Genomic DNA, 23,428 nt, shown 5'->3' with positions numbered 1-23,428 from the left:
CGAATAGCTCTTCGTAGCGATCGCTCTTGTTTTAATCTAAATACAGCATTTCATTAATTCCTAGCGAATTAATGAAAGGCAATACCCTGCCTTGTTAATGCGGTGGCCGCCTTGTTAATGCGTCGGCTTGCATTGTCAATGCGTTCCCTTGCATTAAAAACGCTACGCTTTTACGCAAAACTGTATTAAGAAACTGCGTAAGCGTAGCCCGTCATAAACATCGCTCATTCATCAGCAATACTACAAATACTTCTGCAACAATAACCCTAACTTTTCCTTTGTCGCTGGTGGTGCTTTATCCAATTGAGTCAAAATTGCATATTGCAACGCCGAATGCGCTTCACTCGGTGGTGGATTTTCACTCAAGCGCCGCACAGTTTCTTGAATCACCTTTTGAGCATTCACAGCATTCCGCAGCAAATTGCCAATCACCATCTCCACTGTCACATTGTCATGGTCTGGATGCCAACAATCGTAATCTGTCACCAGCGCTAAGGTTGCATAAGCAATTTCCGCTTCCCTTGCCAACTTCGCCTCTGGTAAATTCGTCATCCCAATGATTGTTGCACCCCAGCTGCGGTAAAGATTCGATTCTGCCTTAGTAGAAAAAGCTGGCCCTTCCATGCATACATAAGTGCCGCCGCGATGGAGAGTAACTTCTGGTAAATTGAGAGATGCGATCGCATCTGCCAACACAGTCGCCAAATTCTGACAAATCGGATCGCCAAAGGCAATGTGAGCTACAATTCCCTCACCAAAAAACGTTGAAATCCGATTTTTTGTCCTGTCGATAAACTGATCTGGCACCACCATATCCAGTGGTTTCGCCTCTGACTTCAAGGAACCCACAGCACTAGCTGAAATTAAATATTTCACACCCAATTGCTTCATTGCATAGATATTAGCGCGAAACGGTAATTCAGAGGGTAAAAGCGTGTGATTGCGGCCATGACGCGCTAAAAAGGCTACCCGTGTACCATCCAAAGTCCCTAGAATCAAAGCATCAGATGGTGAACCAAAAGGAGTCTCGACTCGCACTTCTTCGATATCTTTGAGCGCATCCATTTTGTAAAGACCGCTACCACCTATAATCCCAATACTAGCTTGAGCCATGATTCTGAACCTGTTCTTTACCGATCTGCTCAGTTATTTTATCGAAAAGGGGAGTAGCAGAAAACAAAGCGATGTCTACAATGAGCTATGCGATCGCATTTCGTGCCGCTAACACTATTGAATTATTACCCATTAATTGTTTGTTTAGGTGCAGATAGAAATCATCACCCAGTTATTCGAGGGTTAATTAATAATTTTGAGCAATCAAATTTCTGATAATTTTTGGAGATTAATGGTTATCATTAGCCCTTAAGTTAATCGTCACCATAGTGTGTAATCAATATTTAATGTATATAAATATTAAATATACGCACTTCTACGCAGGGAAACAAAGCAAGCGTTATACTTTTGGGAAAAGGCTTATTTTAACCCCTGCTTTTAACATTTTCATAAATCAATGAGTCTCAATTTTCGCTTTGCGGTAGTCAGCGACTTACACCTGGCACTTCCTCACACAATCTGGGATCATCCCAGCCGATTTCATCTGGTGGAAGTAAGTATCTCAGCATTTAAAAGTGTACTAGAACATTTAACACAACTCGATTTAGATTTCTTGTTGTTGCCAGGAGATTTAACCCAGCACGGCGAACCAGAAAACCACGCCTGGTTACAACAATGTTTAGCCCAGCTACCTTTTCCCGTCTATGTTGTTCCTGGTAATCATGACGTTCCTGTGCTGTTGGCCGATCGGCAATCGATTGCTTTTGCCGATTTTCCCTACTATTACACAAAGTTTGGCTACGAAGATCCGCAGCAGATTTACTACATTCGTCAGTTATTGCCTGGAGTTAAGCTGATTGGACTAAATTCTAACTCCTTTAACGACCGGGGAGAGCAAGTGGGGTGTTTGGATGCCAAACAGCTACGGTGGTTAGAAGAGGTGCTAGCGGCATCTGGTGATGACTTAGTTTTGGTGATGGTGCATCATAATGTAGTGGAACATCTGCCCAATCAATCGAACCATCCACTGGCAAATCGCTATATGTTGTCCAATTCAACAGAACTATTGCAGCTGTTGAGGCGCTACGGAGTCAAGTTAGTATTTACAGGGCATTTGCACGTTCAGGACATTGCTTACTCAGATGGGGTATATGATATTACCACTGGTTCTTTAGTTAGCTATCCTCACCCTTATCGAGTGTTAGAGTTTCATCGGGATAACCAAGGTAAAGAATCGTTGCAGATTTTATCCCATCGCGTAGAGTCAGTGCCTGAGTTCCCTAACTTGCAACAGTTATCAAGGCAGTGGATGGGCGATCGCTCTTTCCCTTTTCTAATTAAGCTACTAACTCACTCTCCATTAAACTTACCATTATCACAAGCAAAAGAATTAGCTCCTGGTTTGCGCGACTTCTGGGCAACTATTGCCGATGGGGATGCGGTGTTAGATTACCCTCATTTTCCTCCAGAAGTGCGGCGCTACATTCAGACATATAGTGCATTACAACCCCATCCAGGCATAGCCACTGCTGGAAATTTGACGATGATTGATAATAACAGCACACTTGTACTGAATAAGAGTTAGAAGTCATTCAATTTTGGATTTTAGATTTTAGATTTTTACAAAGAAAGGCAATCTAAAATCCGGCATTGCACTGTCAGCATACCAAAGGTGCGGCCAAAATCTCAAATTGCCGAATTAGGAGTGAGGAGTTATATCAAGTCCGGTTGAACACGTAATTATTAGGGCTGACGCAAGGCAGAAGGGAATAATTAATAACCAACGCCCAATGACAAATGACAAACTCATTACTGATTTTGGCGACAAATTCCAAATGCTGAGGTGTAGGCGTGTAAAAAGGTTCTGCCACCAACAGGGCCGATTTCACCGCCACAGAAAAAGCCACCTATAGGAATATCGTTAAGGTAGCGCTGAAATAATTCAGAATCGAAGTTAGGTTTACCATAGAGTCCTTCACCTCGTCCCAGACAAGAAAACATCAAAGCAGCTACAGCCGAGGGTTCAGATTCTCGTTGGTGTTGATAACTTTGGAGGAGTAATTCGAGGTCTTCAGCAGAGGCTTGGGCATCGCGTAGATGGAATTGCAGCCTTTGACCAGGACGAACGCGATCGCCAATTGCGATCGCCCCAGCATTTGGATCGACTCCAAGAATACCACGTATTAAAAAGTCTCCTTGCTGCAAAGCCAGCTTAAATTCATCCATTGCCACACCAACAAACAGAGAATGCTGTGCTAAAATCCGTTCTTGTTCGCTGAGACTAGCAATCAAATCTCGCAACACCACTAGAGGCACTTGCTCATCTAACTCTAGAATGATATTGCGATCGGCTTTTGTAACTTGCAATGGCTTGCCAATCGGTCGGCATCCTTGGGCGACAATCGTTTCCAAAACAATATTGCCAGTCAAAGCTATACCAACAGTGCCCTCACGATACAAGTTTTGCTGTTCCTCACCGTTAGTATCGTTACAAAAAAGGGCAACACGACCACCCATACCTCCACCACTAGCCTGTCCCCCGACGATCGTCGATCCTGGATAAGCAAAATCCAGCCCCTGCAACAAATCGTTGATTCCAGAGGCGAAAGAACTAGACAGCAAAATAAACTGCGGTGTCGGTGATGCTGGCACACCGATCAAATCAACCCAAGCATCTGGCGAACTATCTAAATCAGGTAATTCTTCAGCAACAACATGAAAAACTTGAATCTTCACCCCTGGAAGGTGTGCTAAAGTCAAGCTAATAGCTGGTTCAGCTTCTAATTCTTGGGTTTCTCCGCTAACTGTCGTCCCAATTACACCACCACCACTACAGCCAATTAGCACAGGCACAGAAAGTTTCTCAGCTAACAAGGGTAACAGTCGGGAATACTCGCTCGTAAAAGCAGACGAAATGAATACCAGTCCTAAATCCGCAGGTGCTGTTAACGATGAAACAGCTCGTTCTACCACATCTGTAACAGCGGCTTCCAGAGAATGACGGGTTGATAGGGCATTTGCCCACTGCATTTGGTCTGCCATGAATTTTGAGCTTCTTTCTCTTTTTGGGCTAGTAGATTTTGACTTTTTATTTTGGGAAGAATTGCATCTTACAATAATTGATGCCAGCCCTTAGTCTCCTCCATCCCAAGAAGCTGGAGTTGTCATTCCCTAATATAGGCATCTAAATATATTGTATGATTATTTATCTATGCTACTAATTCCACAAAATCTTAAAAAATAAAGATAAATGCATTATAGATAGAGTAGCTTGCTGTATTGGTTATAAATCAATGGCTAAAAAACTAACTTACCATCGGCTAAATGGTTAGAATGGTTATTAATCAAGCGAAAAACTGCCATTTTCTATACTAGTATTAACAACACATAACGAGACTAAAGCAATGACCAACATCCAAGAAACAGCAAAAAGCGACATCCAAGAGCAAATCCAACAAGAAGTGGAACAAGCGCGTACTGTCTGTGATATTAACGGTAGCAACTCACCAGAGTGTGCTGCTGCTTGGGATGCAGTAGAAGAATTACAAGCCGAAGCTTCCCACAAGCGCCAAAGCAAGCCAAAAAATTCTCTAGAACAGTATTGTGATGACAACCCAGATGCCATTGAATGCCGCGTTTACGACGACTAGAAATTGAGGTAACTGGATTTTATGTTGCTTGGTTAGCAAACAACCAGCATTGACTAAAGAAGACGCCCAGAGTAGAGGACGTGGAAACTCACCAATGTCCTCCACTCGCAAGCGTTTTATTTGGAGCTACGGATTTTAGTCGTGGAAACAAAAAATAAATTCCTTATTTGAATCAATAGGCTTCTTCCAAAGGGATAAGTTGCGATTTTCATAAATTAAACAACCAATTAATTGGCACTAGGGGCGTACAGATGTACGCCCCTATAAATTTTTTGTAATACTCGTGACTTCTAGTCATACGAGATTCAATAAACTATTATCAAGAAGAATTCAGGATGAATTGGAGTCCGACTGACTCCTGAATAAAAGGGTTTAATACCCCTGCCTTATTTAGCAGTCTACATTCAGGTAGTGGTATAAAATCGCACTTAATTTATTCATACTCCTGACTTCTTTTTATCTATTGTTTGAGAAAAAATATGGACTATGATATTTGGTTTCGACCTTTCGTCTGGATTGATTACCGACTGGCAGTATTATTCTTGGTAATTATTCCGCTAATTCTGCTGATTTGGGCATTTGTACAAAAAGCAGAAGGCATACAACGCTTATTGGCTATATACTGGCGAGTATCAAGCTTGGTGGCAATCACGGTTTACTTAATGATTGCCCAGTATCCAGTTAGCTTTATCTCTGGGTTAATAGCTCAGATTTTGATCCCGATATCGCTGTGGTTTTGGGTGGATATCAACGATGAAATTGAGTATCAAACCAGTGGTTCTTTGAAATTGATTTTTACTTCTTGGCGCTGGGCGACAACTGTTTATTGCTTTTTGGGCGCATTAGCATTTATACCTTTTTTGGGTTGTGCTTTTTCTGGCAATATGCTGAAGACTCCCTATTGTCGTGTCTGGTTTGAGGCTCCGTTACTATTCAAAGAATATTTTCATGCTAACAGCAAGGCTGAGTTTTTAGGTTTTCTTGGCATAACTAGTTTAGTAATTTATGTGCTTTACTTGAGCTATTTTGTTCTGATTAAGCTGGGCAAACAGGGACGTTCAGCCACACCACAGTAACTATCGCTGTGCCACTTAACCTACTCTTAAAAACATGAATTCCATTGGTAAGCGACTGGAACAATACACCGCTAAACGCCCTCAAGAAGTCCTAATTGTAACGGTGGAAATTGCCGATGAGCAAGATACAATTGCTATTTTCAAAGGCTTTTCCAGTTCTTTGATGCGCCCTACAGCATTTGATGCAGATGTACCAGTCCTACCAGATGGGGCAAACATCCTCAATATTGACCGAGTAGCCAGTCCTTATAATCCTGAAGCACCCCGTTATATTCAACAAGGAATTTCTTGGGAAGCGATGGAAGCTCTATTATCAGAAGTAGATGTTTGACTAATTACTAATTCGTAATTCTTAATTTTGCCGAAAGACTTACTCAATTCTGTCATTATTTTAGTTCAGTGACCATCGCCAGTTGCAAAAAATGCTTCCGCTATCACCTATTGCTGAATTGAATTCCGTTGTAACCGACGGAAACATTGTTGCATTCAATGTTGGTTTCGATGAAATGGTCTATGTCGTGCTTGCTGTTAAACCACTCGATTACCGGACTGAACAGCCAGGATGGGCAAGCTTTGCAAAAACGACTCCAGATACTCCGCAGCGTTACCGCATAATTGCCTTTCAAGAAGATAGGCTAACACTCGACATCGATATTGCAGAAGAACAATTTAACATTCACGATATTCAACCTCTTCCTGCAAAAGAGATACTGCTTGTATGTGCCCGTTCTCATTACAAAAGTCCGAATGATTTTGAAAGAAACGGTCGTATTTATAGCCTTGGTGGAAAATTTAGTCGAGAAATCCTGCTTGGCGATGGCATCCAATCTGTTCAAGCAACTTCAAACGGAACCATTTGGACTAGTTTTTTTGATGAAGGAGTTTTCGGGAATTTTGGTTGGGATGAGCCAATTGGATCGTCTGGGCTTGTTGCATGGGATTCAACGGGAAATAAAATATACGATTTTCAGCCAACGGATGGCTTAGATTCCATTTGTGATTGTTATGCATTAAATGTGGAATCTGATACAGATGTCTGGTTGTACTATTACACAGAATTTCCACTCGTTCATTTACATCATAATAAAATTCAGTCAGTGTGGAATATGCCTATTTCGGGCAGTGATGGTTTTGCTGTTTCTGGTAATCGAGCCTTATTTCGTGGAGGATATAGCGATCGAGATACGTATGACTTGTTTTCTCTGAACAACAATGGCAAGGTCAAACTACTCAAACAACTCAAGTTTACAGATGAGGCAGGACAAACAATTATTGCAGAAAGTGTTGTAGGCAGAGGAGGTTCGCTATATATTCTCAGTAATGGATTAGTGTATCGGGTATTTGTATGGGCAGTTTAACGATGTTCTTTCAGCAGACTAATACTGCGTTGGAGCCGACGGACCAAGAGTGATCTGTGAAAGCCAAAGAAAGGTTATGTACTTTTTTATGAATTATCACGACATTATTACGATCGAACCTGGAAAACGCAGTGGTAAACCCTGTATCCGGGGAATGCGAATCACTGTTTATGATATTTTGGAATATCTTGCTGGTGGAATGACTGAAGCAGAAATCCTAGAGGATTTTTCGGAATTAACTTCCGAAGACATTAAAGCGTGTCTAGCTTTTGCTGCTGATCGTGAGAAGAAGTTATTTGTGGTATCCCTGTGAAACTGCTTCTAGACGAAAATTTGTCTGATCGAATTATTTCACGGATTGTAGATTTGTATCCTGATTCAGTACACGTTAAAACTTTAGGGTTAATCAACACAGACGATGTGGTTATCTGGGAGTACGCTAAAGTACACGATTTTGTAATTGCTTCCAAAGATTCTGATTTTCATCAGCGCAGTCTTCTATATGGTCATCCACCTAAATTTATTTATCTCCGTATTGGCAACAGCCCAACTTCTAAAGTTGTCCAAATCCTGCGAGATAACTTTGGTATAATCAGCCAGTTTGGAGATAGCGAAGTAGAAAGCATTTTGGTGTTAGCGTAGGTTGAAAATATGAGCGAAGCCGTCTACATCGAAATCAGCTATTTTGATTAATTTATGGAATTGCAAGACGTTCATGACACTATCAATTATGCCTGAAGTTGCTCCTCTAAAATCGAATGAGGATGGGGTAGTTCTCGTCAGTAAAACCCGCGTTACATTGGACACTGTGGTTGCTGTCTTTAAGCAAGGCGCGACAGCAGAGGAAATTGTTTATCGCTATCCGTCGCTGAATTTGGCTGACGTTTACGCTACGATCGCCTTCTACCTCAATCATCAACCGGAAGTAGAAGCCTACTTGCAACAGCGACAGCAGCAATCACAAGAGATTCGGGCAATAAATCAAGCGAATTTTGACCCACAAGGCTTACGCGATCGCTTGCTTGCCCGCAAAGCAGCACAGGAAGCATGTTAAAATTCCTTGCTGATGAAAATTTCGATAATACAGTTGTTAGAGGATTATTCCGCCGTAGCCCGAAAATCGACATCGTTCGTGTACAAGACGTTGGGTTATCAGGCAAAGATGATCCAACTATCCTAGATTGGGCAGCCCAAGAAAGACGTATTCTGCTTACCCATGACGTTTCTACAATTACTCGCTATGCATACGATCGAGTTAGGCAAAGTCAGACGATGCCGGGAGTTATCGAAGTCAGCCTAGATGCACCGATCGGGCGAGTCATTGAAGATATTCTTGTACTTGTAGAGTGTAGCCAAGAGGGAGAACTAGAAGGTCAAGTTCAGTATCTACCCTGGTAAAGCAGCCAAAAGCCGTTGGTGTGGATGCAAAGAATATCTGCTGCCGATCATCTTAGCCGTTATCTTGAACAAAGCAAGCTATTTGAAACTGTCTTTAATTTTGAAGAACCGATCGCACTGGGAGCATTATTATTCTTTCTGGATATCATGCCGAATTGGTCAGTTATAGTTATTCTTCGATTAGGCGATTAAATTTAAGTAAAATCAAGCTTTAGCACGGAAAACTCAACTGTGGTCATTTTTGTTGATGTCGATGACACTCTTGTTCGCTCCGTTGGAACGAAACGAATTCCAATACCCAGTGTCATTGAAGTAGTTCGACAGTTAAAGGCGCAAGGATCAGTACTGTACTGCTGGAGCAGTGGAGGCAGTGATTATGCTCGTGCTTCAGCAAAGGAGTTTGGACTAGAGGATTGCTTCGCTGGTTATCTCCCAAAGCCAGAAGCAATGATTGACGATCAACCATTTCCGGCTTGGCGAAGCTTACGCCATGTGTATCCATTGCAGGCTAACAGTTTGCTCAGTGAGTAGGACTGTGGACGACTGTGATAGAGCGATCGCCCAGTTTGATAAGATGGTTGACAGCCTAAAATAGAAAAATTAGAGGCGTGAACACGAGGCTATTTCTATGACAGTTCGCCAACCCTGCTACGGCAAAGAAGAATTCGCTCGACGTGGCGATGAGATTTATGAATCTCAGGTGCGCTCACAGGTTGAAGCAGATAATCATGGCAAGATTGTGGCGATTGACATCGAAACCGGAGCTTTTGAAGTAGATGCTAGTGAAATAGCTGCTTGCGATCGCCTCGAAGCCCGTCACCCAGACGCTCAAATCTGGATTGTCCGCATTGGTTCTCGCCATGTTCGTCGATTCGGCGGACGCGTGAAAAAAGCCGTATGATCGCCGGAATCGTTAACGCGGATTTTGAACCGATTATTTCACTTTCAGTTTGTGGTTCCGATGGCAAAATTTACACACAAGATGCGATTGTGGACACAGGCTTTAACGGTTGGCTTTCACTGCCTCCAGATTTGATTGCTCAGTTGAATCTGAGATGGAAGAGGCGAGGACGAGCCATTCTTGGAGATGGGAGTGAATGCGTTTTCAATGTCTATGAAGCAGTTTTAGTTTGGGATGAAGATATTCTGACAATCCCGGTTGATGAGGCTGATTCAGAACCACTCGTCGGGATGTCCCTGATGGAGGGTTATCAGCTAATGGTGCAAGTATTTGAAGGCGGTCGCGTTGAACTCAGCAAAGTAAACACGGTCTAAATTGCCCATTGCACGCCGACCGTATTGAGGGAGGTAAAGAGGGAACTTTACCCTAAAGGAAGTAAGCTACAACTGATGTCTCAATTGCCATCTGAAACTGTCTTTATTTTTGAAGAATTATTTTTATTTTTAAATTTAAAAAATGTCCCGTTCTGGATACACACTTCCCGTCTTTGCCTGCGCTGCTGCTATTGCAGCTTTACACTGGTTACGCGATCGCAAAACCCTAACTTTAGCATCTATAGATTTGATTGAACCCGCTCAAATCGCAGAAATCCCCATTGAACAGGTAGCAGGACTGTCTGAGAATACAGCTTTAGCGATCGCTCGCAGCGATCCTGGTGATAATCTCGATTTGACTAAAGATACACCGATTTGGGCGCTGGTGGAATGGCGCGAACAGGGTGATGATGCAGTAATTATTAAAGGTGGAGAAGGTATTGGTAGGCAATTAAATGCTGATGACAAGCCGGCTATTTATGCTTATGCTCAAAAGCTGTTGCAAGAGAATTTGCAACGGATACTAGCACCTGGGGAAAAAATCACGGTGACGATTATTTTACCCGAAGGGCGATCGCTTGCTGTTCGCACTTCAAATTCTGCCTTTGGTGTGGTTGAAGGACTTTCGCTTTTAGGCACAACCGGCATTTCTCAACCCTTGAGTACACCAGATCAGCTTGCAGTTTTTCGGGCGGAATTACAAAATAAAGCCAGTCGTTTTGAGAGTTTAGTATTTTGTATCGGAGAGAATGGTCTAGATTTGGCGCGTAAACTAGGGATTAATCCCGAACAATTAGTCAAAACTGCTAACTGGCTCGGCCCAATGTTAGTAGAAGCTGATGTGCTGGGTGTAAAAGAAATCTTATTATTTGGCTATCACGGTAAGCTGATAAAGCTGGCTGGCGGGATTTTTCATACCCATCATTACTTGGCTGATGGACGGCGAGAAATTTTGTCAGCGCACTGTGCGATCGCAGGTTTAAAATCACCAGATATCCAAGCTGTGTTTAACAGTGCAACCGCCGAAGCAGCACTAACATACCTAAAATCCCTAGATGCTGCAACTGGTAGTGATTGGGTAAATAAAGTTTACAGTGCGATCGCCGAAACTATCGATGTTCGTTCTCAAGAATACATTCAAAGCCATAGCGAAAGCGGCAAAAAAGTAACAGTCTGTGGCTCTATTCTCTTCGATCGCGATCGCAAAATTATCGTGAAGAGTAAAACTGCTGGTCTGTTGATCGGAAAATTATGTTAATTTATTATGAATAATCGTAAACAATCCAAAAAAATAATCCTTTAAGTAACCACTCTAGGGTAGATTTATCGTTTTAATACCATCTCCAACTCCGGGGTTTGACAAATGCACGTAAACTAGCGTTTGTCAAGGCTTTCTATACCATTATCAGCCTATCCAGGCTGGATAATAGCATCACCATAAACCACAAAGCATCTATTTATCCTTAACAGATATAACACTCCCGTCATGAATACAGCGGTGACTCTACCAACAGAACAAGCGCCCCAAACATTGGAAACTTTTGGGCGGCTCGATCGCCAATTGATTGTAATTTTGGATTTTGGCTCTCAATATTCTGAGTTGATTGCCCGTCGCATCCGCGAAACTCAAGTATACTCGGAAGTCTTATCCTATCGCACTACTTCTGAACATTTGCGCCAACTTAATCCCAAGGGAATAATTCTCTCAGGTGGGCCAAGTTCAGTTTATGGTGATAACGCTCCCCATTGTGACCCAGAAATTTGGAATTTGGGAATACCCATTTTGGGTGTTTGCTATGGGATGCAGTTGATGGTAAACCAACTTGGTGGGGAAGTGGCAAAGGCCGATCGAGGTGAATACGGCAAAGCCTCATTATATATTGACGACCCTACAGATTTGCTTACTAATGTTGAAGATGGCACTACTATGTGGATGAGTCATGGAGACTCAGTTATCCAAATGCCATCAGGGTTTGAATTGCTAGCACATACAGAAAATACTCCCTGTGCTGCGATCGCTGACCACGAAAAGAAACTTTACGGCGTTCAGTTCCATCCAGAGGTGGTGCATTCTGTTGGTGGTCTAGCATTAATCCGTAATTTTGTCTACCATATCTGCGATTGTGAACCCACTTGGACAACAGCGGCTTTTGTCGAAGAAGCAATTCGAGAAATTCGCGCCAGAGTTGGTGAAAAACGGGTACTATTGGCGCTGTCTGGTGGAGTGGATTCTTCTACCCTAGCTTTCTTGCTATACAAAGCGATTGGCGAGCAACTGACTTGCGTGTTTATCGATCAAGGCTTTATGCGAAAATATGAGCCAGAGCGATTGGTAAAGCTGTTTCAAGAACAGTTTCACATTCCTGTTGAATATGTTAATGCCCGCGATCGCTTTTTGGCTAAAGTTGCTGGAATCACAGATCCAGAAGAAAAACGCCGCCGCATCGGACACGAATTTATCAGTGTATTTGAGGAAACATCCAAGCGCCTCGGTCACTTTGACTATCTAGCTCAAGGAACTCTTTATCCAGATGTGATTGAATCTGCGGACACCAATGTAGATCCGCAAACTGGTGAGCGGGTAGCGGTGAAAATTAAGAGTCATCACAATGTTGGCGGTTTGCCCAAAGACCTAAGATTTAAATTGGTGGAACCACTGCGGAAACTATTTAAAGATGAAGTCCGCAAACTTGGGCGTTCCATTGGTTTACCAGAAGAAATTGTTCAACGGCAACCTTTTCCTGGGCCTGGTTTAGCAATTCGGATTCTGGGGGAAGTTACATCTGAACGGTTAAATATTTTGCGCGATGCTGATTTGATTGTGCGGCAAGAAATTAACCAACGCGGTATGTATCATGATTTCTGGCAAGCATTTGCTGTATTGCTACCGATTCGTAGTGTTGGCGTTATGGGAGATCAACGTACTTACGCTTATCCCATTGTTTTGCGGATTGTTACTAGTGAAGATGGCATGACTGCTGATTGGGCAAGAGTGCCTTATGATGTCTTGGAAGTGATTTCTACTCGAATTGTGAATGAGGTAAAAGGGGTGAATCGCGTGGTTTATGACATCACCTCTAAGCCACCTGGAACTATTGAATGGGAGTAATCAAGCTTTGAGTTGGTCTTTAAAGATGCGAGAAATTGCGTCTCTACATCTAGGTTTTGAGCTGATTTGAACTGTATTGATTTAAAAATGATAATGCCGACCTGACTAGTTTTAAGATTCGGCATTGTCTATTTTTTTGACTTTTTTCAAGCTCCATCAAAATCCAAACCTAATACTTTTCGGGTAAGGGTAAAAGGAGAAAAAGAAAGGGTTTGAATTTACCTTTCCCCCTTTGCCCTTTAACCTTTCCCCAGACCAAAAAAGAGATTATTGGGTTTATCCGAAGAGTATTGAATCCAAACCTGTTAGTAATAAAGTAGTCAGTAGTTAGCAAGATTATTTTTAAACTTTAACTATTCGTTAAAGTTAATTTTTTAATGTAAAGGAATTTAAACAATAACATAATTTTATCCGGTCAATAATTATAAATACCAGTGAATAATTAAGTATCAATTAAATGGTGACTAGACAAATTGAGTTATATTCTAGGAAAATAGGCGCGATCGCAGTAAAATTACCAATGGTATGGTGATAGAGAAAAAATAAGCAGCTCATTGGAAATACATTTCATTCGATCAACATTAATGGAGATGTTATGGAACCTGCTCTTCCCCTTGCTGGCTTAAACATCCTCGTAGTTGATGATGATGATGATAGCCGCTTTTACATTACTACTGTGTTGGAAGCTGATGGAGCCACCATTATGGCAGTTGCATCGGCAGCGGTAGCATTGAAAGTATTACCTGAGTTGCAACCAGATGTCTTGATTTGTGATATTGCAATGCCTGATGAAGATGGCTATACCCTGATCCGCAAGATCCGAGCACTAAAGCCTGATATTTATGGAAAAATTCCCGCGATCGCTTTAACTGCTTATGGTGATAGCGAGTATCGTAGCCGTGCTTTGGAAGCGGGTTTTCAAACTCATGTGCCTAAACCAGTCGATCCCGGAGAACTAGTTGCGATCGTCGCAGATTTGGTTGCTTCTTATAAGAATTAACACAAAAATGCAGTCATTTGTCGGTTTTTATTTATTATTTGCCTTATCTGCCTCATGTTCCTCATCTAAAAGTGAATTGGTTATTTGAGAGTTATAAGTTTGTTTGAGTGTAAACCCGATCGTACTTAGATGGAAATTTTCTCATTTAGACATTAACTAAAATTTACCTTTGATTAAAAATAAATAAACAATTATCTATTTAAGTCTGTTAGTTTATTTATCTGTATACTCTCTCATTTTTCTATCTGCTCGATTTGAAACGATGTTATGTTTGACAAAGATTCTAGACTAAAAATGAGTTTTCTTTTTCTTTGTTTATGAGCGTTCGCTACTTATAAGATTTGCGAGCATTATAAAAACCATCAGTAGTCTGTATTTCCTCTAAATAACCGATCGGCTTAATGAGTGTTATTTACTATTTGATAAAGATAAGGAAGCTCATAGTTTTTTCAGAAAATTGTCAAAATTTGAGGAGCGAAATCTGACAGTTTCCCCATGTGATACCAAATAGGCACTATCTTTACTGCGGCCACGCTTGCAACGCTGTCTCCACAACCCGCAGGAGTTCCGTTCGGGTAGCTCCGGTTGCCGCCAGAACTGATATTCCACAATTGACCGTCACGACAAAGCGGGCGAGAGCCGCTGGATCGGAATCAGCCGACAAGTCGCCCTCCGAAATCGCCTGCTCGAACCGCTTACGCACAGAAGCTTCACTCGATTTTCGGCGTGCAGACAATTCCTGTCGGATCGGATCGGCTGGATCTCCGCATGAAAGCGTGCCATGAACCCAGAGACATCCGGGTGGATTGTGCGGATCGGTTCCTAAGTCAACGACCCCGTGCATCATCTTCTCGGCGACCTGGCGCGCAGTTGGCTCTTTGAGAGCTTCACGAAGATAAGCTGATGGCCCGTCGGCATAGCGAGCCAGCACTTTGCGAAATAGAGATTCTTTGTTCCCAAAGGCGGCGTAAAGGCTAGGACGATTAATGCCCATAGCCTCGGTCAGATCCGAGAGGGATGTGCCTAGATAACCCTTGCGCCAGAACACATACATTGCACGATTGAGCGCTTCATCGGTATCAAACTCGCGGGGTCGGCCTATGGCGGCAGTGGTTTTTTCCTGTTTCATACTCATCAGTATAATAATTTCTTGACAGGCTTACCCCCATGCTTTATATCTATACCAGACGATACAAAAGTTTAACGACAAAAAAATACTATGAGCAACAAAAAACTTACTGGAAAGGTGGCATTGGTAACAGGTGGCTCACGCGGTTTGGGGGCAGCGATCGCTAAACGTCTTGCACAGGATGGCGCAGCTGTTGCCCTCACCTACACTAGCTCGCCGCAAAAAGCCGATGAGGTGGTGCAAGCGATCGAAACAGCAGGTGGGCAAGCTTTGGCTATTCGCGCCGACAGTGCCAATGCTGAAGCGGTGAAAAATGCTGTCACCGAGACTGTAAAAGCTTTTGGTCGTCTCGATATCCTCGTGAACAATGCGGGGATCGCCACTTTGGCTACTATCGACGAGTTCTCATTAGATGATTTTGACCGAATCATCGCGGTTAATATTAAGGGCGTGTTTGTGGCAACTCAAGAGGCTGTCCGCCATATTGGCGAGGGCGGACGGATTATTATGATTGGCAGCGTCAACAGTGACATCATGCCATTTGCTGGTGGTTCCGTCTATGCTTTGACCAAGGGTGCGATCGCAAGTTTTACGCGCGGTCTGGCCCGCGATCTCGGCCCTCGTGGCATCACAGTAAACAATATCCAACCCGGCCCGGTGGATACCGACATGAACCCAGCGGAGGGTTCCTTTGCCGACACTATGAGAAGTATGACTGCCCTCCAGCGCTATGGTCGGAGTGAAGAAGTAGCCGACATGGTTTCCTATCTTGCCAGTGCAGAAGCCGGTTTCGTTACTGGTGCGAGTCTGAACATTGATGGTGGCTTCGCAGCCTAATTCGGCGGTAACAAAACGACCAGGTAATACTGTGATTGCAAGCCAATGAAAGCTGTTACGTAGTAAGCACTTCATCCTAACAAAGACGATGCGCGAACGGGTTCGTTAGTCGCTCATGGGGGAAACCCCCTTGACGCTAGCCTCTCCCTTTGGGAGAAGACCGCGCTAACTTACTACAAACTTATTTACCCAGGACAGAATACTTGTCTTGACAGACTAACGAATTACCCGCAACGGTAATAATGGTCTTTGAAGAAGATATCGGGAACTCTCAGAGTGGGATTCAAACCCCTTATTCCGGTAATATAAGTACTTATCAAGAAGTTTTAATCAAAAAAATATGTCTTCAATTCCTCTAACATTGAACTTGATTGAGGGTTCAGTCTCTTTCAGTTTTTCAGCCCAAGCAGCACGAGAATTAAAGGCAGCAACGGATCAACTGATGGAACGCCTAAAAGCGATCGCCGCTAAACCCACTCCTGGCGGTGGTAGAGTCACTCCCCAGCCTCCCCTGGAATATCGTTATACGGGTGAAGTATTTTTAGAAGTTTTTTGTAATCCTAATATCTGGCCAACACCTTTCGCAGCCAAGGTTTTGCTGACTGTCCGCAATGTCAACATTCGCTTGACTACTGAGGCTGAACTTACTCGCATCATTGAAGACATTAATCAATATTTAGAGCAAGTAGGATAATAGTTCATCCAATTTTTCTGTTCTTTTCGAGATTTTTTCAGAAAAAATACTATAAAAATTTTGGATTTTGTGAAAGTTGAGCCAGTTGCTGGCGAAGTTCCCTTTGTTGTCGCAACTGGTGTCGGTTAGCCCGACTTAGCAAACTTTTCTAGACGGATTTTGGTTTTGAACAGCAAGCAGCTTATCACTTACTTGAGGGAAGCGATGCCATAAATTGCGAGTCAAAAGTGAAGTTCCTACACTTCTATCGGATCGATGTAGGAACTTCACAGAATTTACATACTAAACTCAAGCCGTGACACCAAATGTACAGAACAAATGGTTTTGATGCCTTCTTTAACTTGAAAAGTTGTATAAATTCAGACTCAAATGCTTCTGTATTAATCAATAACGCAAGATTCTATATAGAGTAATGCTCATCAAAAAACTAGAGATTATTCCCCTAGATTGAGGGTTGAATCGTTGATGGTGAAATCCACACATCAAAAACAAACTCCCAATCCCAAACCCAACATCAAACATTGATTAGTCGTTGTCCCACTGTTCGCGACCAATTAGGTCGCCAATGCGATCGCGTAACAAAAAGTCACATTTCTCTAATTCACATTCAACGCAAACCCACTCTCTCGCTGGAATGTATTGGCAGAGGCTATATATTGGCTGTTGTCGGCTAACCATTCCCTTTTGCACCAGTCGGCGTGCTTCGTCTTGAATCACATCTAGAGAGTAGTAATTGATAGAAGGCACCGTATTCACACTCATGGTTTTTACTCACAAATTAACACTTACGATAGTGTTCCCGTTAAAAATTAGGAACAAACATTACAGAAATTAGACTTGTGGCTAAGATTTTGTAGTTTGCTATACGGAACTATTTTTATTTTGACGCTACATCTCCTGAAATTATCTCAAGAAATGTTAAGAAAGTCAACGAATCCTGACATTTGTCGAAAATCCGCTTTACAAAAAAAATTCCCAGTAGTTAACTTAACCTGCTTATGTAACTGTATGACTTTGATGCCACAAGTCTGAAAGTCTTGCCATTACTGTATTTAGACAAGATTTGGTGGGTAGGAAGGGTTTATATCGCCATCGCTTACATATCAAATAATCACCTTAAAAGCTGGATCTACAACTGCGGGTTATTCATCTAAGGTAAGCAACACAATAATATTTGTCAGTTATTAGGGTATAAATTGTTGCAAAACATAACGGACAAAGTATAGTACGAAGGCTTGAACTATAGCATCTGTTAACAATTTCTTAAGTAAGCCTGTATTTTCTTAGTTAATTTCAGCACTAACACCATCCAATTTTCTTTTGAAAAACATCTGTAAAAGGGTCGAGTAACAATACTTGTCGGTTAAAGGGAAAAGGGAAAGAAAAAACCTTTAACCCAACCCCAGTAACCTTTTCCCCAAACCAAATTCTGAGTTCAAAATGCACAAAGCGAGTAGTATTGGGTCGAGTAATACTCTAATTCATAATCAGGACATACATAAACAGGAGTCAGAATTTCAGAATTAGTGAATATTCCACCCATCAAGGAATGGAGTTTTAGCAAGGAAGAATAGACATCTTGCAAAAGTAGCTTTTGCTTTCCGGTTGGAGAAAGGTTAAAGGTTACTGGGTTTGGGAAAATTCCATACCTTTACCCTTTAACCCTTCCCCTTTTCCCCACAAATGCCAAAAAGTCTGATGTTTAAACCTTGTTTCGCCTAAAAGAAGAGAAGTGTCTTGCTGAATTAGGTTATGTTCACATTAAAACAGACGCGATCTAGTCACGTCTGTAAACTGTTTGGCGGATTTGCTGAGATTAATTGTTCTGAAGTTACATTGTTGTTTTAGTTACTTATTCGGAGAATTCTTCATCATTTTGAACAGTGCTGTCTTCTACTGCTTGCAGATTTTCTGGCGGGCGATCGTGGTTAAGTTGATTTAGTAGTGCTAATACTTTATTACCGCGTTCTATAGAGCGATCTTCGAGAAATATCACCTCTGGTGTACGACGTAGCCGTACTCGCGCCCCCAGTTCGCTGCGGACATAACCTGTAGCCGACTTTAAGCCTGCCATTGTTTCTACCTTAGCTTCATCTGTACCATAGATGCTGACGTAGATTTTGGCGTGTTGCAGGTCGCCGGAAACATCAACATCAGTCACACTGACCATTCCGGTACCAACACGGTCATCCTTAATTCCGTTAAGCAGCATTTGGCTAACTTCCCGTTTGATCAGTTCAGCAACGCGGGAAACCCGACGATTTGTAGCCATAAAAATTTCGCCTCATCACAGAGGTTGTACGACAAAAATAGATACAGAATAGACAGTACTTAGCGGGAGCAACGCCAAAAGCAACCGTCTGTGGGGCACAGCCCCGATATAACGCTAGTCTAGATTGGACTCAAGCCCAGCATTGCCCGTAGAGTGAAAGTAAGGAAGACTAGGCTGCTCACAAATAAACCCAAGATAGCGATCGAGGTGATAGGGCGTTTCAACAATGGCACTAATGGCGCAAAGGTGTTCAAAAACAAGCCTAAGACGATCGTAATTAAGTACCGGGGGTAGCGAAAAACGTTATCCCAAAATCCGTCAAACATCTGAATTTAAACTGCCTTGTTATATACTTACGTTTGTTTTGATATGCTTTATCTACTCAATTGTAATATATGCGGCTGGAAAATTAGCCAGTTAATCTAAAATTTGGCTTGTCGGTTATATTGGCTTTATTTAGTCATAATTATTTTCAGTTAAATTGTAAGTAAATGGTTATTCAAGCCTCGAAGGAGACTAGTCCGCGTCCATTTTTGAAGTGGGCAGGGGGTAAAAGTCGGTTGATACAGCAATATATTCCTTATTTTCCCAAGAGTTATAAAAATTACTATGAGCCATTTTTAGGTGGTGGTGCTGTTTTTTTCTATCTCCAACCAAGTGCAGCCATTTTAACTGATATTAATGCCGAGTTAATTAACACTTATTGTTGTGTTAGAGACCGTGTAGAAGAATTAATTTCTCTATTAAAACAGCATAAAATCCAACATAATAAAGATTATTATTATAGTGTCAGAAACAACTCTAGTGGTACTGATATAGAAAAAGCGGCTCGTCTAATTTATCTTAATAAGACTTGTTTTAATGGTCTTTATCGAGTCAACTCACAGGGAAAATTCAATGTGCCATTAGGCAGATATGACAATCCCAATATTTGTGCTGAGGTTTTACTAAAAGCTGCTTCTGAAGCACTTTTCCATGCAGAAATTAAACAAGCAGATTTTACAGAAGTTCTAAATCATGCGACTAGCAGTGATGACTTTGTATTTTTTGATCCGCCCTACCATCCTATCAGTGATACTAGCTATTTCACTGCTTATAGTCAAAATTCTTTTAGTCAAAAAGACCAAGAACTTTTAAGAGATACTTGTGCAGAGTTAGCAAGTCGTGGTGTCAAAGTTATGGTATGCAATTCTGATAGTGAATTTATTCAAAAAATTTATACTGATATCAATTTTGAAACTTACCAAATTAAAGCAGCGCGTTCAATTAACTCAAAAATAAAAAAGAGAGGTGTTATTAACGAACTATTAATTACATCTTCTAAAGATTTTTATTTGCCCAAGCAATGAATCTATCTAAGCTATAAACTGCTAATAAATTATGGTTATCATTAACTCTTGCTTTCAGCCATTTGCTTGCGCCTTCTCGCATACCTTCACCGCCTAAAATTACGATAGTTGGTGCTGGGTAATAGTGCTGAATATTCATGTTCAAGTAAGGAAATTTTTCATCAACCGAACCAGGACTTTCTTGCCATTTACACTCGAAAATTAAACCAGACGGCATTGCAGATGAGCCGACAACATAAAAATCAACCTTCAGATAAGTATGATAAATTCCAGTTCCAATATAGACTTCTTTGCCATAACGTTTTGGCAATAAAGTAGCATTTAGTATAAATTCTTTTTGGACATAGTTCCCTACTTGGAAATAATTATGTCCATGCAAGATTGCTTCTACATTTGCTTCTAAAATATTCCCAGACTTATTTGCCCGTCCGCCTTGAGTCAGAGCCATCTTCAATCCCTCTGCCAAAAGTCCTGCTTATTATAGGATTTCACAGAAGCAGTAAAAAAGCTTCAGTTGCTTAATATGAATTTTTGATTTTGGCTAAACGTAGTTGGATTAATAGGTGAAAAATCGAAAAATATTGGTATTTTTGTACTAAATAAATACAAATGTATTAATAATTTGGATGAGGGAGGAGTTAGTAATTTAGATAAATTCAGATAAGAGTTATTTGTGGAAGATTGCGGCGAATTGAGGGGTGAAATTTAAACGCATAGACGCTTCTCTACGAGACGCTACGCGAACGCCTTCCTGAAGGGTAGGGACGCAGAGGGAAGCGCAGAGGCACACAAAGAATTCGCTACGAATTAATTAAATTTTGTATTTAGTGTATAAGCTAAATTCGCGCTCCTCTTCCCAGTCATAAGCTTCGATAATGTTTTTTAGTTATTTCACCTTAGCTTCAACCTGTTTGTGCCTCAGTATGACCGTTGCGGATAGACCATGCTATTTCTAAAAGTTGAGTCCAGCGCTTTTGTAGCTGTTTGGGGGTGCATTTGATGGTCTTGGCGATCGCAACGTCATTTTCTCGTGCAGTTTTTAACTCTAATATTTGCTGTTGCTGTTCTGTGAGTTGATTTACAAAGATTTCCCACTGCTGGGAAGATAAACCCAATTTTTGCTCTAAACCCGCACCTAACCATTGATGTACTAATTGCCAATGGTGTTGTTTGGCAAACTTTTCTACGTGGTATTTAAAGCGTTGTTGGAGATAATCGCGTTGACGGCTAGTTAAACCGAGAATTTGGTCAATTTCTGGGGCTGAGAGGTCTTGAAGTTTCAAACTGAGGTAGTTCATACAATCAGATTGACCTTGAGACTCTAGGTATTTCATCAATTCAGTGATGACGCGATCGCGTTCTGATTCTTCAGATGGATCGAAATTAGTTTGGGCAATCATTTGCGATCGCAGTTGCTGTACCGCCGAGTTACGCTGGTAAGATTCTGCTTCTTCACCTTTAGCAGACTCTACCGCCATTTCAATATCCACGGTCGTTTCTTGGGGCTGACGACGAGCAAAACCTTGGGCCCGCAAGATAATCAATTGCTGGTTTGCACCACCAGGTAAATTGATCCGGCGTTTGGCGTACTGTTCTGTAAAGGCCATGTATTCAGCTAATTGCAGCTGAGTGCGCGGTGTGTGATTCTCTGGTAGTTCGTTTTCTCTGCGGAAAGCTTTGATTGCTTCGATATAAAATGCTTGTAAAAAATCTTCAATCAGGCTGTAACGAGCATCAAAGCCCAACTCAGAGCCGGACATAGTTACATGACGGTAAACCATAGCACCCAAATTGCTATGTAATTCCACCCGCCCTTGTTTGGAACCCAGTTGGTAATAACGTAAGCATTTTTGCATCCGATGCCTTCCCAACGTCATCTGCCAGGACTTGATTTCCCCAGATGTTTGAATGCGGGAGCTTTTATCGCAAATGCGTTCTACTTCTACGGCTATGCGCTTTGCTAAAGCTTCTACGCACTTGGGTGTTGCTTTCACTTGCGCTTGCATTTCTTCAGACAGCAATTGAATCAAGCGATCGCTGCTGCTATGTGAAAATTCTTCAGTTGAAACGTGGTTCTCAAAAATTGGTGTAGAGTTTGGTAGATTGACGACGTTAGCTTTCATGACTTTTCCAGTAGTATTGCACCGTAATTACAACGCAGACACAGCAATCAAGGCTGTCCAAGGCTTGTGAATCTTTAGGCATTCATCCATCAAGACTTGCCGTATATAATGCTCACATCTAAAGCTCATATATCAAAACTATAGGAAATACGAAAGAGTTACAGTTATGGCAATGTGTCGGTTTTCTTCACAAGCCACCATCTCAACGCTGGCACAAGAGTACCCGCCATTTTCTTAAAGTTGTCAAATACCTTACTGTGCCAAGTTTTGCCACCATCCTCTTATATCCACTGTTTCACCGAACAGCCCATCCTAGACATCGCTTTTAAATATGACAATTTTAAAACTGGAGTTATTTTTATCACAATTTCCGAAACGGAAAGGTGCGCCTGTGAAGTGGAATTTTTATACCCATGCTGCTGCTGCTTCCCAACCTAAACCCCTCCGTATAATTGCTGCTTCGTCTCCGGTCATATCCAGGATGGTAGATACTTCATAAGTAGGTTCTTCACCAGTGTCTACAATTATGTCTACCAACTTGTCCAAACGATCGAATAGCTCTACCCGCGACTGAACAATTTCTGGATCTATCCGAACTATGCCATTATCTGCTTCATCTGGTGGCAGATGTGCTGAAGTTGAAATAATCGGATTGCCCAATGCTGCCAGCAACTCCAAACATACAGTATGGTTTGGTACTCTAATTCCAGTAGTTTTCCGCTTGGGGCTTTGCACCAATCGCGGTACTAATTTCGTAGCTGGGAGCAAAAACGTATATGGCCCTGGAATCAGGCGTTTCATAATCCGATAGGCTGTGTCACTTACGAAGGCATAAGTTGCCACATTTGAAAGCGAGGGACATAAAAATGTCAATGGTTTATCGTTTGCTAGCTGTTTAATTTGCCGCACTCGTTCTACCGCCGACTTAGCATTCAAATCACAACCGATGGCATAGACTGTATCAGTAGGGTAAAGCATGACTGCGCCACTAGAGAGCGCCGACTTTATTTCCTCTATTCGGCGAGTTTGAGGATTATCCGGATGAACTGGGAAAATTTTTGCCATAGGACGGGGAGGGGGAGTAGGGGAGCAGGGGAGCAGCACT

Annotated in this window: 28 protein-coding genes; 19 read left to right on the top strand and 9 right to left on the bottom strand. The window is 41.9% G+C overall.

Annotated features, from left to right (window positions below; all coding sequences use genetic code 11):
- Positions 1-240 precede the first annotated feature (240 nt).
- Complete coding sequence (locus tag RMZ95_RS20385; RefSeq protein ID WP_322682303.1) at positions 241-1,113, bottom strand: S-methyl-5'-thioadenosine phosphorylase; 873 nt, start codon at positions 1,111-1,113, stop codon at positions 241-243.
- 397 nt (positions 1,114-1,510) lie between these two features.
- Here RMZ95_RS20385 and RMZ95_RS20380 point away from each other — a divergent pair, with 397 nt between their 5' ends.
- Positions 1,511-2,638, top strand: a complete 1,128-nt coding sequence (locus RMZ95_RS20380; protein WP_322682304.1) for a metallophosphoesterase family protein — start codon at positions 1,511-1,513, stop codon at positions 2,636-2,638.
- A gap of 224 nt (positions 2,639-2,862) precedes the next feature.
- Here RMZ95_RS20380 and RMZ95_RS20375 read toward each other — a convergent pair whose 3' ends face one another.
- Positions 2,863-4,095 (bottom strand): FIST N-terminal domain-containing protein, encoded by a 1,233-nt coding sequence (locus RMZ95_RS20375; RefSeq protein WP_322682305.1) that lies wholly within the window; start codon positions 4,093-4,095, stop codon positions 2,863-2,865.
- A gap of 362 nt (positions 4,096-4,457) precedes the next feature.
- On the opposite strand from RMZ95_RS20375, the gene RMZ95_RS20370 reads away from it, so the two are divergent.
- The 15 genes from RMZ95_RS20370 (at position 4,458) to RMZ95_RS20300 (ending at position 13,919) form a co-directional block, all read left to right on the top strand.
- Entirely contained in the window at positions 4,458-4,703 is a 246-nt protein-coding gene (locus RMZ95_RS20370) for a Calvin cycle protein CP12 (RefSeq protein ID WP_322673382.1), read from the top strand.
- Positions 4,704-5,182: 479 nt separating this feature from the next.
- Positions 5,183-5,779 (top strand): DUF3177 family protein, encoded by a 597-nt coding sequence (locus RMZ95_RS20365; RefSeq protein WP_322673383.1) that lies wholly within the window; start codon positions 5,183-5,185, stop codon positions 5,777-5,779.
- A gap of 34 nt (positions 5,780-5,813) precedes the next feature.
- Positions 5,814-6,110: a hypothetical protein gene (locus tag RMZ95_RS20360; protein ID WP_322682306.1), complete on the top strand. Its 297-nt coding sequence runs from the start codon at positions 5,814-5,816 to the stop codon at positions 6,108-6,110.
- Between the two features lie 91 nt (positions 6,111-6,201).
- A complete protein-coding gene (locus tag RMZ95_RS20355) occupies positions 6,202-7,137 on the top strand; it encodes a hypothetical protein (protein ID WP_322682307.1) in 936 nt (311 codons plus the stop codon).
- An 88-nt stretch (positions 7,138-7,225) separates the two neighbouring features.
- A complete protein-coding gene (locus RMZ95_RS20350) occupies positions 7,226-7,450 on the top strand; it encodes a DUF433 domain-containing protein (RefSeq protein ID WP_292867582.1) in 225 nt (74 codons plus the stop codon).
- Complete coding sequence (locus RMZ95_RS20345; RefSeq protein WP_322682308.1) at positions 7,447-7,779, top strand: DUF5615 family PIN-like protein; 333 nt, start codon at positions 7,447-7,449, stop codon at positions 7,777-7,779. Before RMZ95_RS20350 ends, RMZ95_RS20345 begins: the two co-directional genes overlap by 4 nt.
- Positions 7,780-7,852: 73 nt before the next feature.
- Positions 7,853-8,191: a DUF433 domain-containing protein gene (locus RMZ95_RS20340; RefSeq protein ID WP_322682309.1), complete on the top strand. Its 339-nt coding sequence runs from the start codon at positions 7,853-7,855 to the stop codon at positions 8,189-8,191.
- Entirely contained in the window at positions 8,185-8,535 is a 351-nt protein-coding gene (locus RMZ95_RS20335; protein WP_322682310.1) for a DUF5615 family PIN-like protein, read from the top strand. The genes RMZ95_RS20340 and RMZ95_RS20335 overlap by 7 nt, the downstream gene beginning before the upstream one ends.
- Before the next feature lie 24 nt (positions 8,536-8,559).
- Complete coding sequence (locus RMZ95_RS20330; protein ID WP_322682311.1) at positions 8,560-8,727, top strand: hypothetical protein; 168 nt, start codon at positions 8,560-8,562, stop codon at positions 8,725-8,727.
- 39 nt (positions 8,728-8,766) lie between these two features.
- Positions 8,767-9,066 carry a DUF705 domain-containing protein gene (locus tag RMZ95_RS20325; RefSeq protein WP_322682312.1) on the top strand — a complete coding sequence of 100 codons (300 nt, stop codon included), beginning with the start codon at positions 8,767-8,769 and terminating at the stop codon, positions 9,064-9,066.
- A 97-nt stretch (positions 9,067-9,163) separates the two neighbouring features.
- Positions 9,164-9,436 carry a hypothetical protein gene (locus RMZ95_RS20320; RefSeq protein WP_322682313.1) on the top strand — a complete coding sequence of 91 codons (273 nt, stop codon included), beginning with the start codon at positions 9,164-9,166 and terminating at the stop codon, positions 9,434-9,436.
- Positions 9,433-9,810 carry a clan AA aspartic protease gene (locus tag RMZ95_RS20315; protein WP_322682314.1) on the top strand — a complete coding sequence of 126 codons (378 nt, stop codon included), beginning with the start codon at positions 9,433-9,435 and terminating at the stop codon, positions 9,808-9,810. The genes RMZ95_RS20320 and RMZ95_RS20315 overlap by 4 nt, the downstream gene beginning before the upstream one ends.
- Positions 9,811-9,952: 142 nt before the next feature.
- Positions 9,953-11,068 carry a cobalt-precorrin-5B (C(1))-methyltransferase CbiD gene (gene cbiD / locus RMZ95_RS20310; RefSeq protein ID WP_322682315.1) on the top strand — a complete coding sequence of 372 codons (1,116 nt, stop codon included), beginning with the start codon at positions 9,953-9,955 and terminating at the stop codon, positions 11,066-11,068.
- Between the two features lie 228 nt (positions 11,069-11,296).
- Complete coding sequence (gene guaA / locus RMZ95_RS20305; RefSeq protein WP_322682316.1) at positions 11,297-12,919, top strand: glutamine-hydrolyzing GMP synthase; 1,623 nt, start codon at positions 11,297-11,299, stop codon at positions 12,917-12,919.
- A gap of 595 nt (positions 12,920-13,514) precedes the next feature.
- Positions 13,515-13,919 carry a response regulator gene (locus RMZ95_RS20300; RefSeq protein WP_322682317.1) on the top strand — a complete coding sequence of 135 codons (405 nt, stop codon included), beginning with the start codon at positions 13,515-13,517 and terminating at the stop codon, positions 13,917-13,919.
- A gap of 520 nt (positions 13,920-14,439) precedes the next feature.
- Here the strand turns inward: RMZ95_RS20300 and RMZ95_RS20295 are convergent.
- Complete coding sequence (locus RMZ95_RS20295) at positions 14,440-15,048, bottom strand: TetR/AcrR family transcriptional regulator (protein WP_322682318.1); 609 nt, start codon at positions 15,046-15,048, stop codon at positions 14,440-14,442.
- Positions 15,049-15,138: 90 nt separating this feature from the next.
- On the opposite strand from RMZ95_RS20295, the gene RMZ95_RS20290 reads away from it, so the two are divergent.
- Together RMZ95_RS20290 and RMZ95_RS20285 are read left to right on the top strand one after the other, a co-directional pair.
- A complete protein-coding gene (locus tag RMZ95_RS20290; RefSeq protein ID WP_322682319.1) occupies positions 15,139-15,885 on the top strand; it encodes a 3-oxoacyl-ACP reductase family protein in 747 nt (248 codons plus the stop codon).
- A 340-nt stretch (positions 15,886-16,225) separates the two neighbouring features.
- The gene (locus tag RMZ95_RS20285) at positions 16,226-16,579 is read left to right on the top strand and encodes a hypothetical protein (protein WP_322682320.1); all 354 of its coding nucleotides are present in this window, start codon (positions 16,226-16,228) and stop codon (positions 16,577-16,579) included.
- 525 nt (positions 16,580-17,104) lie between these two features.
- Here RMZ95_RS20285 and RMZ95_RS20280 read toward each other — a convergent pair.
- From RMZ95_RS20280 to RMZ95_RS20270, 3 genes are all read right to left on the bottom strand, one after another.
- Positions 17,105-17,341, bottom strand: a complete 237-nt coding sequence (locus RMZ95_RS20280; RefSeq protein ID WP_094347157.1) for a DUF4327 family protein — start codon at positions 17,339-17,341, stop codon at positions 17,105-17,107.
- Positions 17,342-18,431: 1,090 nt separating this feature from the next.
- A complete protein-coding gene (gene rbfA, locus RMZ95_RS20275) occupies positions 18,432-18,851 on the bottom strand; it encodes a 30S ribosome-binding factor RbfA (protein WP_322682321.1) in 420 nt (139 codons plus the stop codon).
- Between the two features lie 119 nt (positions 18,852-18,970).
- The gene (locus RMZ95_RS20270) at positions 18,971-19,177 is read right to left on the bottom strand and encodes a DUF751 family protein (protein ID WP_322673395.1); all 207 of its coding nucleotides are present in this window, start codon (positions 19,175-19,177) and stop codon (positions 18,971-18,973) included.
- Positions 19,178-19,342: 165 nt separating this feature from the next.
- On the opposite strand from RMZ95_RS20270, the gene RMZ95_RS20265 reads away from it, so the two are divergent.
- Entirely contained in the window at positions 19,343-20,200 is an 858-nt protein-coding gene (locus tag RMZ95_RS20265; protein WP_322682322.1) for a DNA adenine methylase, read from the top strand.
- Here RMZ95_RS20265 and RMZ95_RS20260 read toward each other — a convergent pair.
- The 3 genes from RMZ95_RS20260 to RMZ95_RS20250 all read right to left on the bottom strand — a co-directional run bounded on the left by RMZ95_RS20260 (position 20,172) and on the right by RMZ95_RS20250 (position 23,388).
- The gene (locus tag RMZ95_RS20260; protein WP_322682323.1) at positions 20,172-20,648 is read right to left on the bottom strand and encodes a PD-(D/E)XK nuclease superfamily protein; all 477 of its coding nucleotides are present in this window, start codon (positions 20,646-20,648) and stop codon (positions 20,172-20,174) included. The genes RMZ95_RS20265 and RMZ95_RS20260 overlap by 29 nt on opposite strands.
- Before the next feature lie 454 nt (positions 20,649-21,102).
- On the bottom strand, positions 21,103-22,323 hold the full coding sequence (locus RMZ95_RS20255) for a HetZ-related protein (RefSeq protein WP_322682324.1): 1,221 nt from the start codon (positions 22,321-22,323) through the stop codon (positions 21,103-21,105).
- Positions 22,324-22,728: 405 nt separating this feature from the next.
- Entirely contained in the window at positions 22,729-23,388 is a 660-nt protein-coding gene (locus RMZ95_RS20250; protein WP_322682325.1) for an L-threonylcarbamoyladenylate synthase, read from the bottom strand.
- Positions 23,389-23,428 lie beyond the last annotated feature (40 nt).

It is taken from the genome of Nostoc sp. DedQUE07 (assembly GCF_034530975.2).
Lineage (GTDB): Bacteria > Cyanobacteriota > Cyanobacteriia > Cyanobacteriales > Nostocaceae > Nostoc.
The sequence above is the reverse complement of the archived record's forward strand: the minus strand, read 5'-3'. Positions and strand labels throughout refer to the sequence as shown.

Bases quoted from the DNA above. Each gene is read 5' to 3' on its own strand.
- RMZ95_RS20290 (WP_322682319.1), top strand. From the start codon at position 15,139: ATGAGCAACAAAAAACTTACTGGAAAGGTGGCATTGGTAACAGGTGGC.
- RMZ95_RS20255 (WP_322682324.1), bottom strand. From the start codon at position 22,323: ATGAAAGCTAACGTCGTCAATCTACCAAACTCTACACCAATTTTTGAG.
- cbiD (WP_322682315.1), top strand. From the start codon at position 9,953: ATGTCCCGTTCTGGATACACACTTCCCGTCTTTGCCTGCGCTGCTGCT.
- RMZ95_RS20270 (WP_322673395.1), bottom strand. From the start codon at position 19,177: ATGTTTGACGGATTTTGGGATAACGTTTTTCGCTACCCCCGGTACTTA.
- RMZ95_RS20340 (WP_322682309.1), top strand. From the start codon at position 7,853: ATGACACTATCAATTATGCCTGAAGTTGCTCCTCTAAAATCGAATGAG.
- RMZ95_RS20315 (WP_322682314.1), top strand. From the start codon at position 9,433: ATGATCGCCGGAATCGTTAACGCGGATTTTGAACCGATTATTTCACTT.
- RMZ95_RS20370 (WP_322673382.1), top strand. From the start codon at position 4,458: ATGACCAACATCCAAGAAACAGCAAAAAGCGACATCCAAGAGCAAATC.
- RMZ95_RS20355 (WP_322682307.1), top strand. From the start codon at position 6,202: ATGCTTCCGCTATCACCTATTGCTGAATTGAATTCCGTTGTAACCGAC.
- RMZ95_RS20285 (WP_322682320.1), top strand. From the start codon at position 16,226: ATGTCTTCAATTCCTCTAACATTGAACTTGATTGAGGGTTCAGTCTCT.
- RMZ95_RS20320 (WP_322682313.1), top strand. From the start codon at position 9,164: ATGACAGTTCGCCAACCCTGCTACGGCAAAGAAGAATTCGCTCGACGT.
- RMZ95_RS20385 (WP_322682303.1), bottom strand. From the start codon at position 1,113: ATGGCTCAAGCTAGTATTGGGATTATAGGTGGTAGCGGTCTTTACAAA.
- RMZ95_RS20335 (WP_322682310.1), top strand. From the start codon at position 8,185: ATGTTAAAATTCCTTGCTGATGAAAATTTCGATAATACAGTTGTTAGA.
- RMZ95_RS20280 (WP_094347157.1), bottom strand. From the start codon at position 17,341: ATGAGTGTGAATACGGTGCCTTCTATCAATTACTACTCTCTAGATGTG.
- RMZ95_RS20360 (WP_322682306.1), top strand. From the start codon at position 5,814: ATGAATTCCATTGGTAAGCGACTGGAACAATACACCGCTAAACGCCCT.
- RMZ95_RS20260 (WP_322682323.1), bottom strand. From the start codon at position 20,648: ATGGCTCTGACTCAAGGCGGACGGGCAAATAAGTCTGGGAATATTTTA.
- RMZ95_RS20300 (WP_322682317.1), top strand. From the start codon at position 13,515: ATGGAACCTGCTCTTCCCCTTGCTGGCTTAAACATCCTCGTAGTTGAT.
- rbfA (WP_322682321.1), bottom strand. From the start codon at position 18,851: ATGGCTACAAATCGTCGGGTTTCCCGCGTTGCTGAACTGATCAAACGG.
- RMZ95_RS20265 (WP_322682322.1), top strand. From the start codon at position 19,343: ATGGTTATTCAAGCCTCGAAGGAGACTAGTCCGCGTCCATTTTTGAAG.
- RMZ95_RS20295 (WP_322682318.1), bottom strand. From the start codon at position 15,048: ATGAAACAGGAAAAAACCACTGCCGCCATAGGCCGACCCCGCGAGTTT.
- RMZ95_RS20365 (WP_322673383.1), top strand. From the start codon at position 5,183: ATGGACTATGATATTTGGTTTCGACCTTTCGTCTGGATTGATTACCGA.
- RMZ95_RS20250 (WP_322682325.1), bottom strand. From the start codon at position 23,388: ATGGCAAAAATTTTCCCAGTTCATCCGGATAATCCTCAAACTCGCCGA.
- guaA (WP_322682316.1), top strand. From the start codon at position 11,297: ATGAATACAGCGGTGACTCTACCAACAGAACAAGCGCCCCAAACATTG.
- RMZ95_RS20375 (WP_322682305.1), bottom strand. From the start codon at position 4,095: ATGGCAGACCAAATGCAGTGGGCAAATGCCCTATCAACCCGTCATTCT.
- RMZ95_RS20330 (WP_322682311.1), top strand. From the start codon at position 8,560: ATGCAAAGAATATCTGCTGCCGATCATCTTAGCCGTTATCTTGAACAA.
- RMZ95_RS20350 (WP_292867582.1), top strand. From the start codon at position 7,226: ATGAATTATCACGACATTATTACGATCGAACCTGGAAAACGCAGTGGT.
- RMZ95_RS20380 (WP_322682304.1), top strand. From the start codon at position 1,511: ATGAGTCTCAATTTTCGCTTTGCGGTAGTCAGCGACTTACACCTGGCA.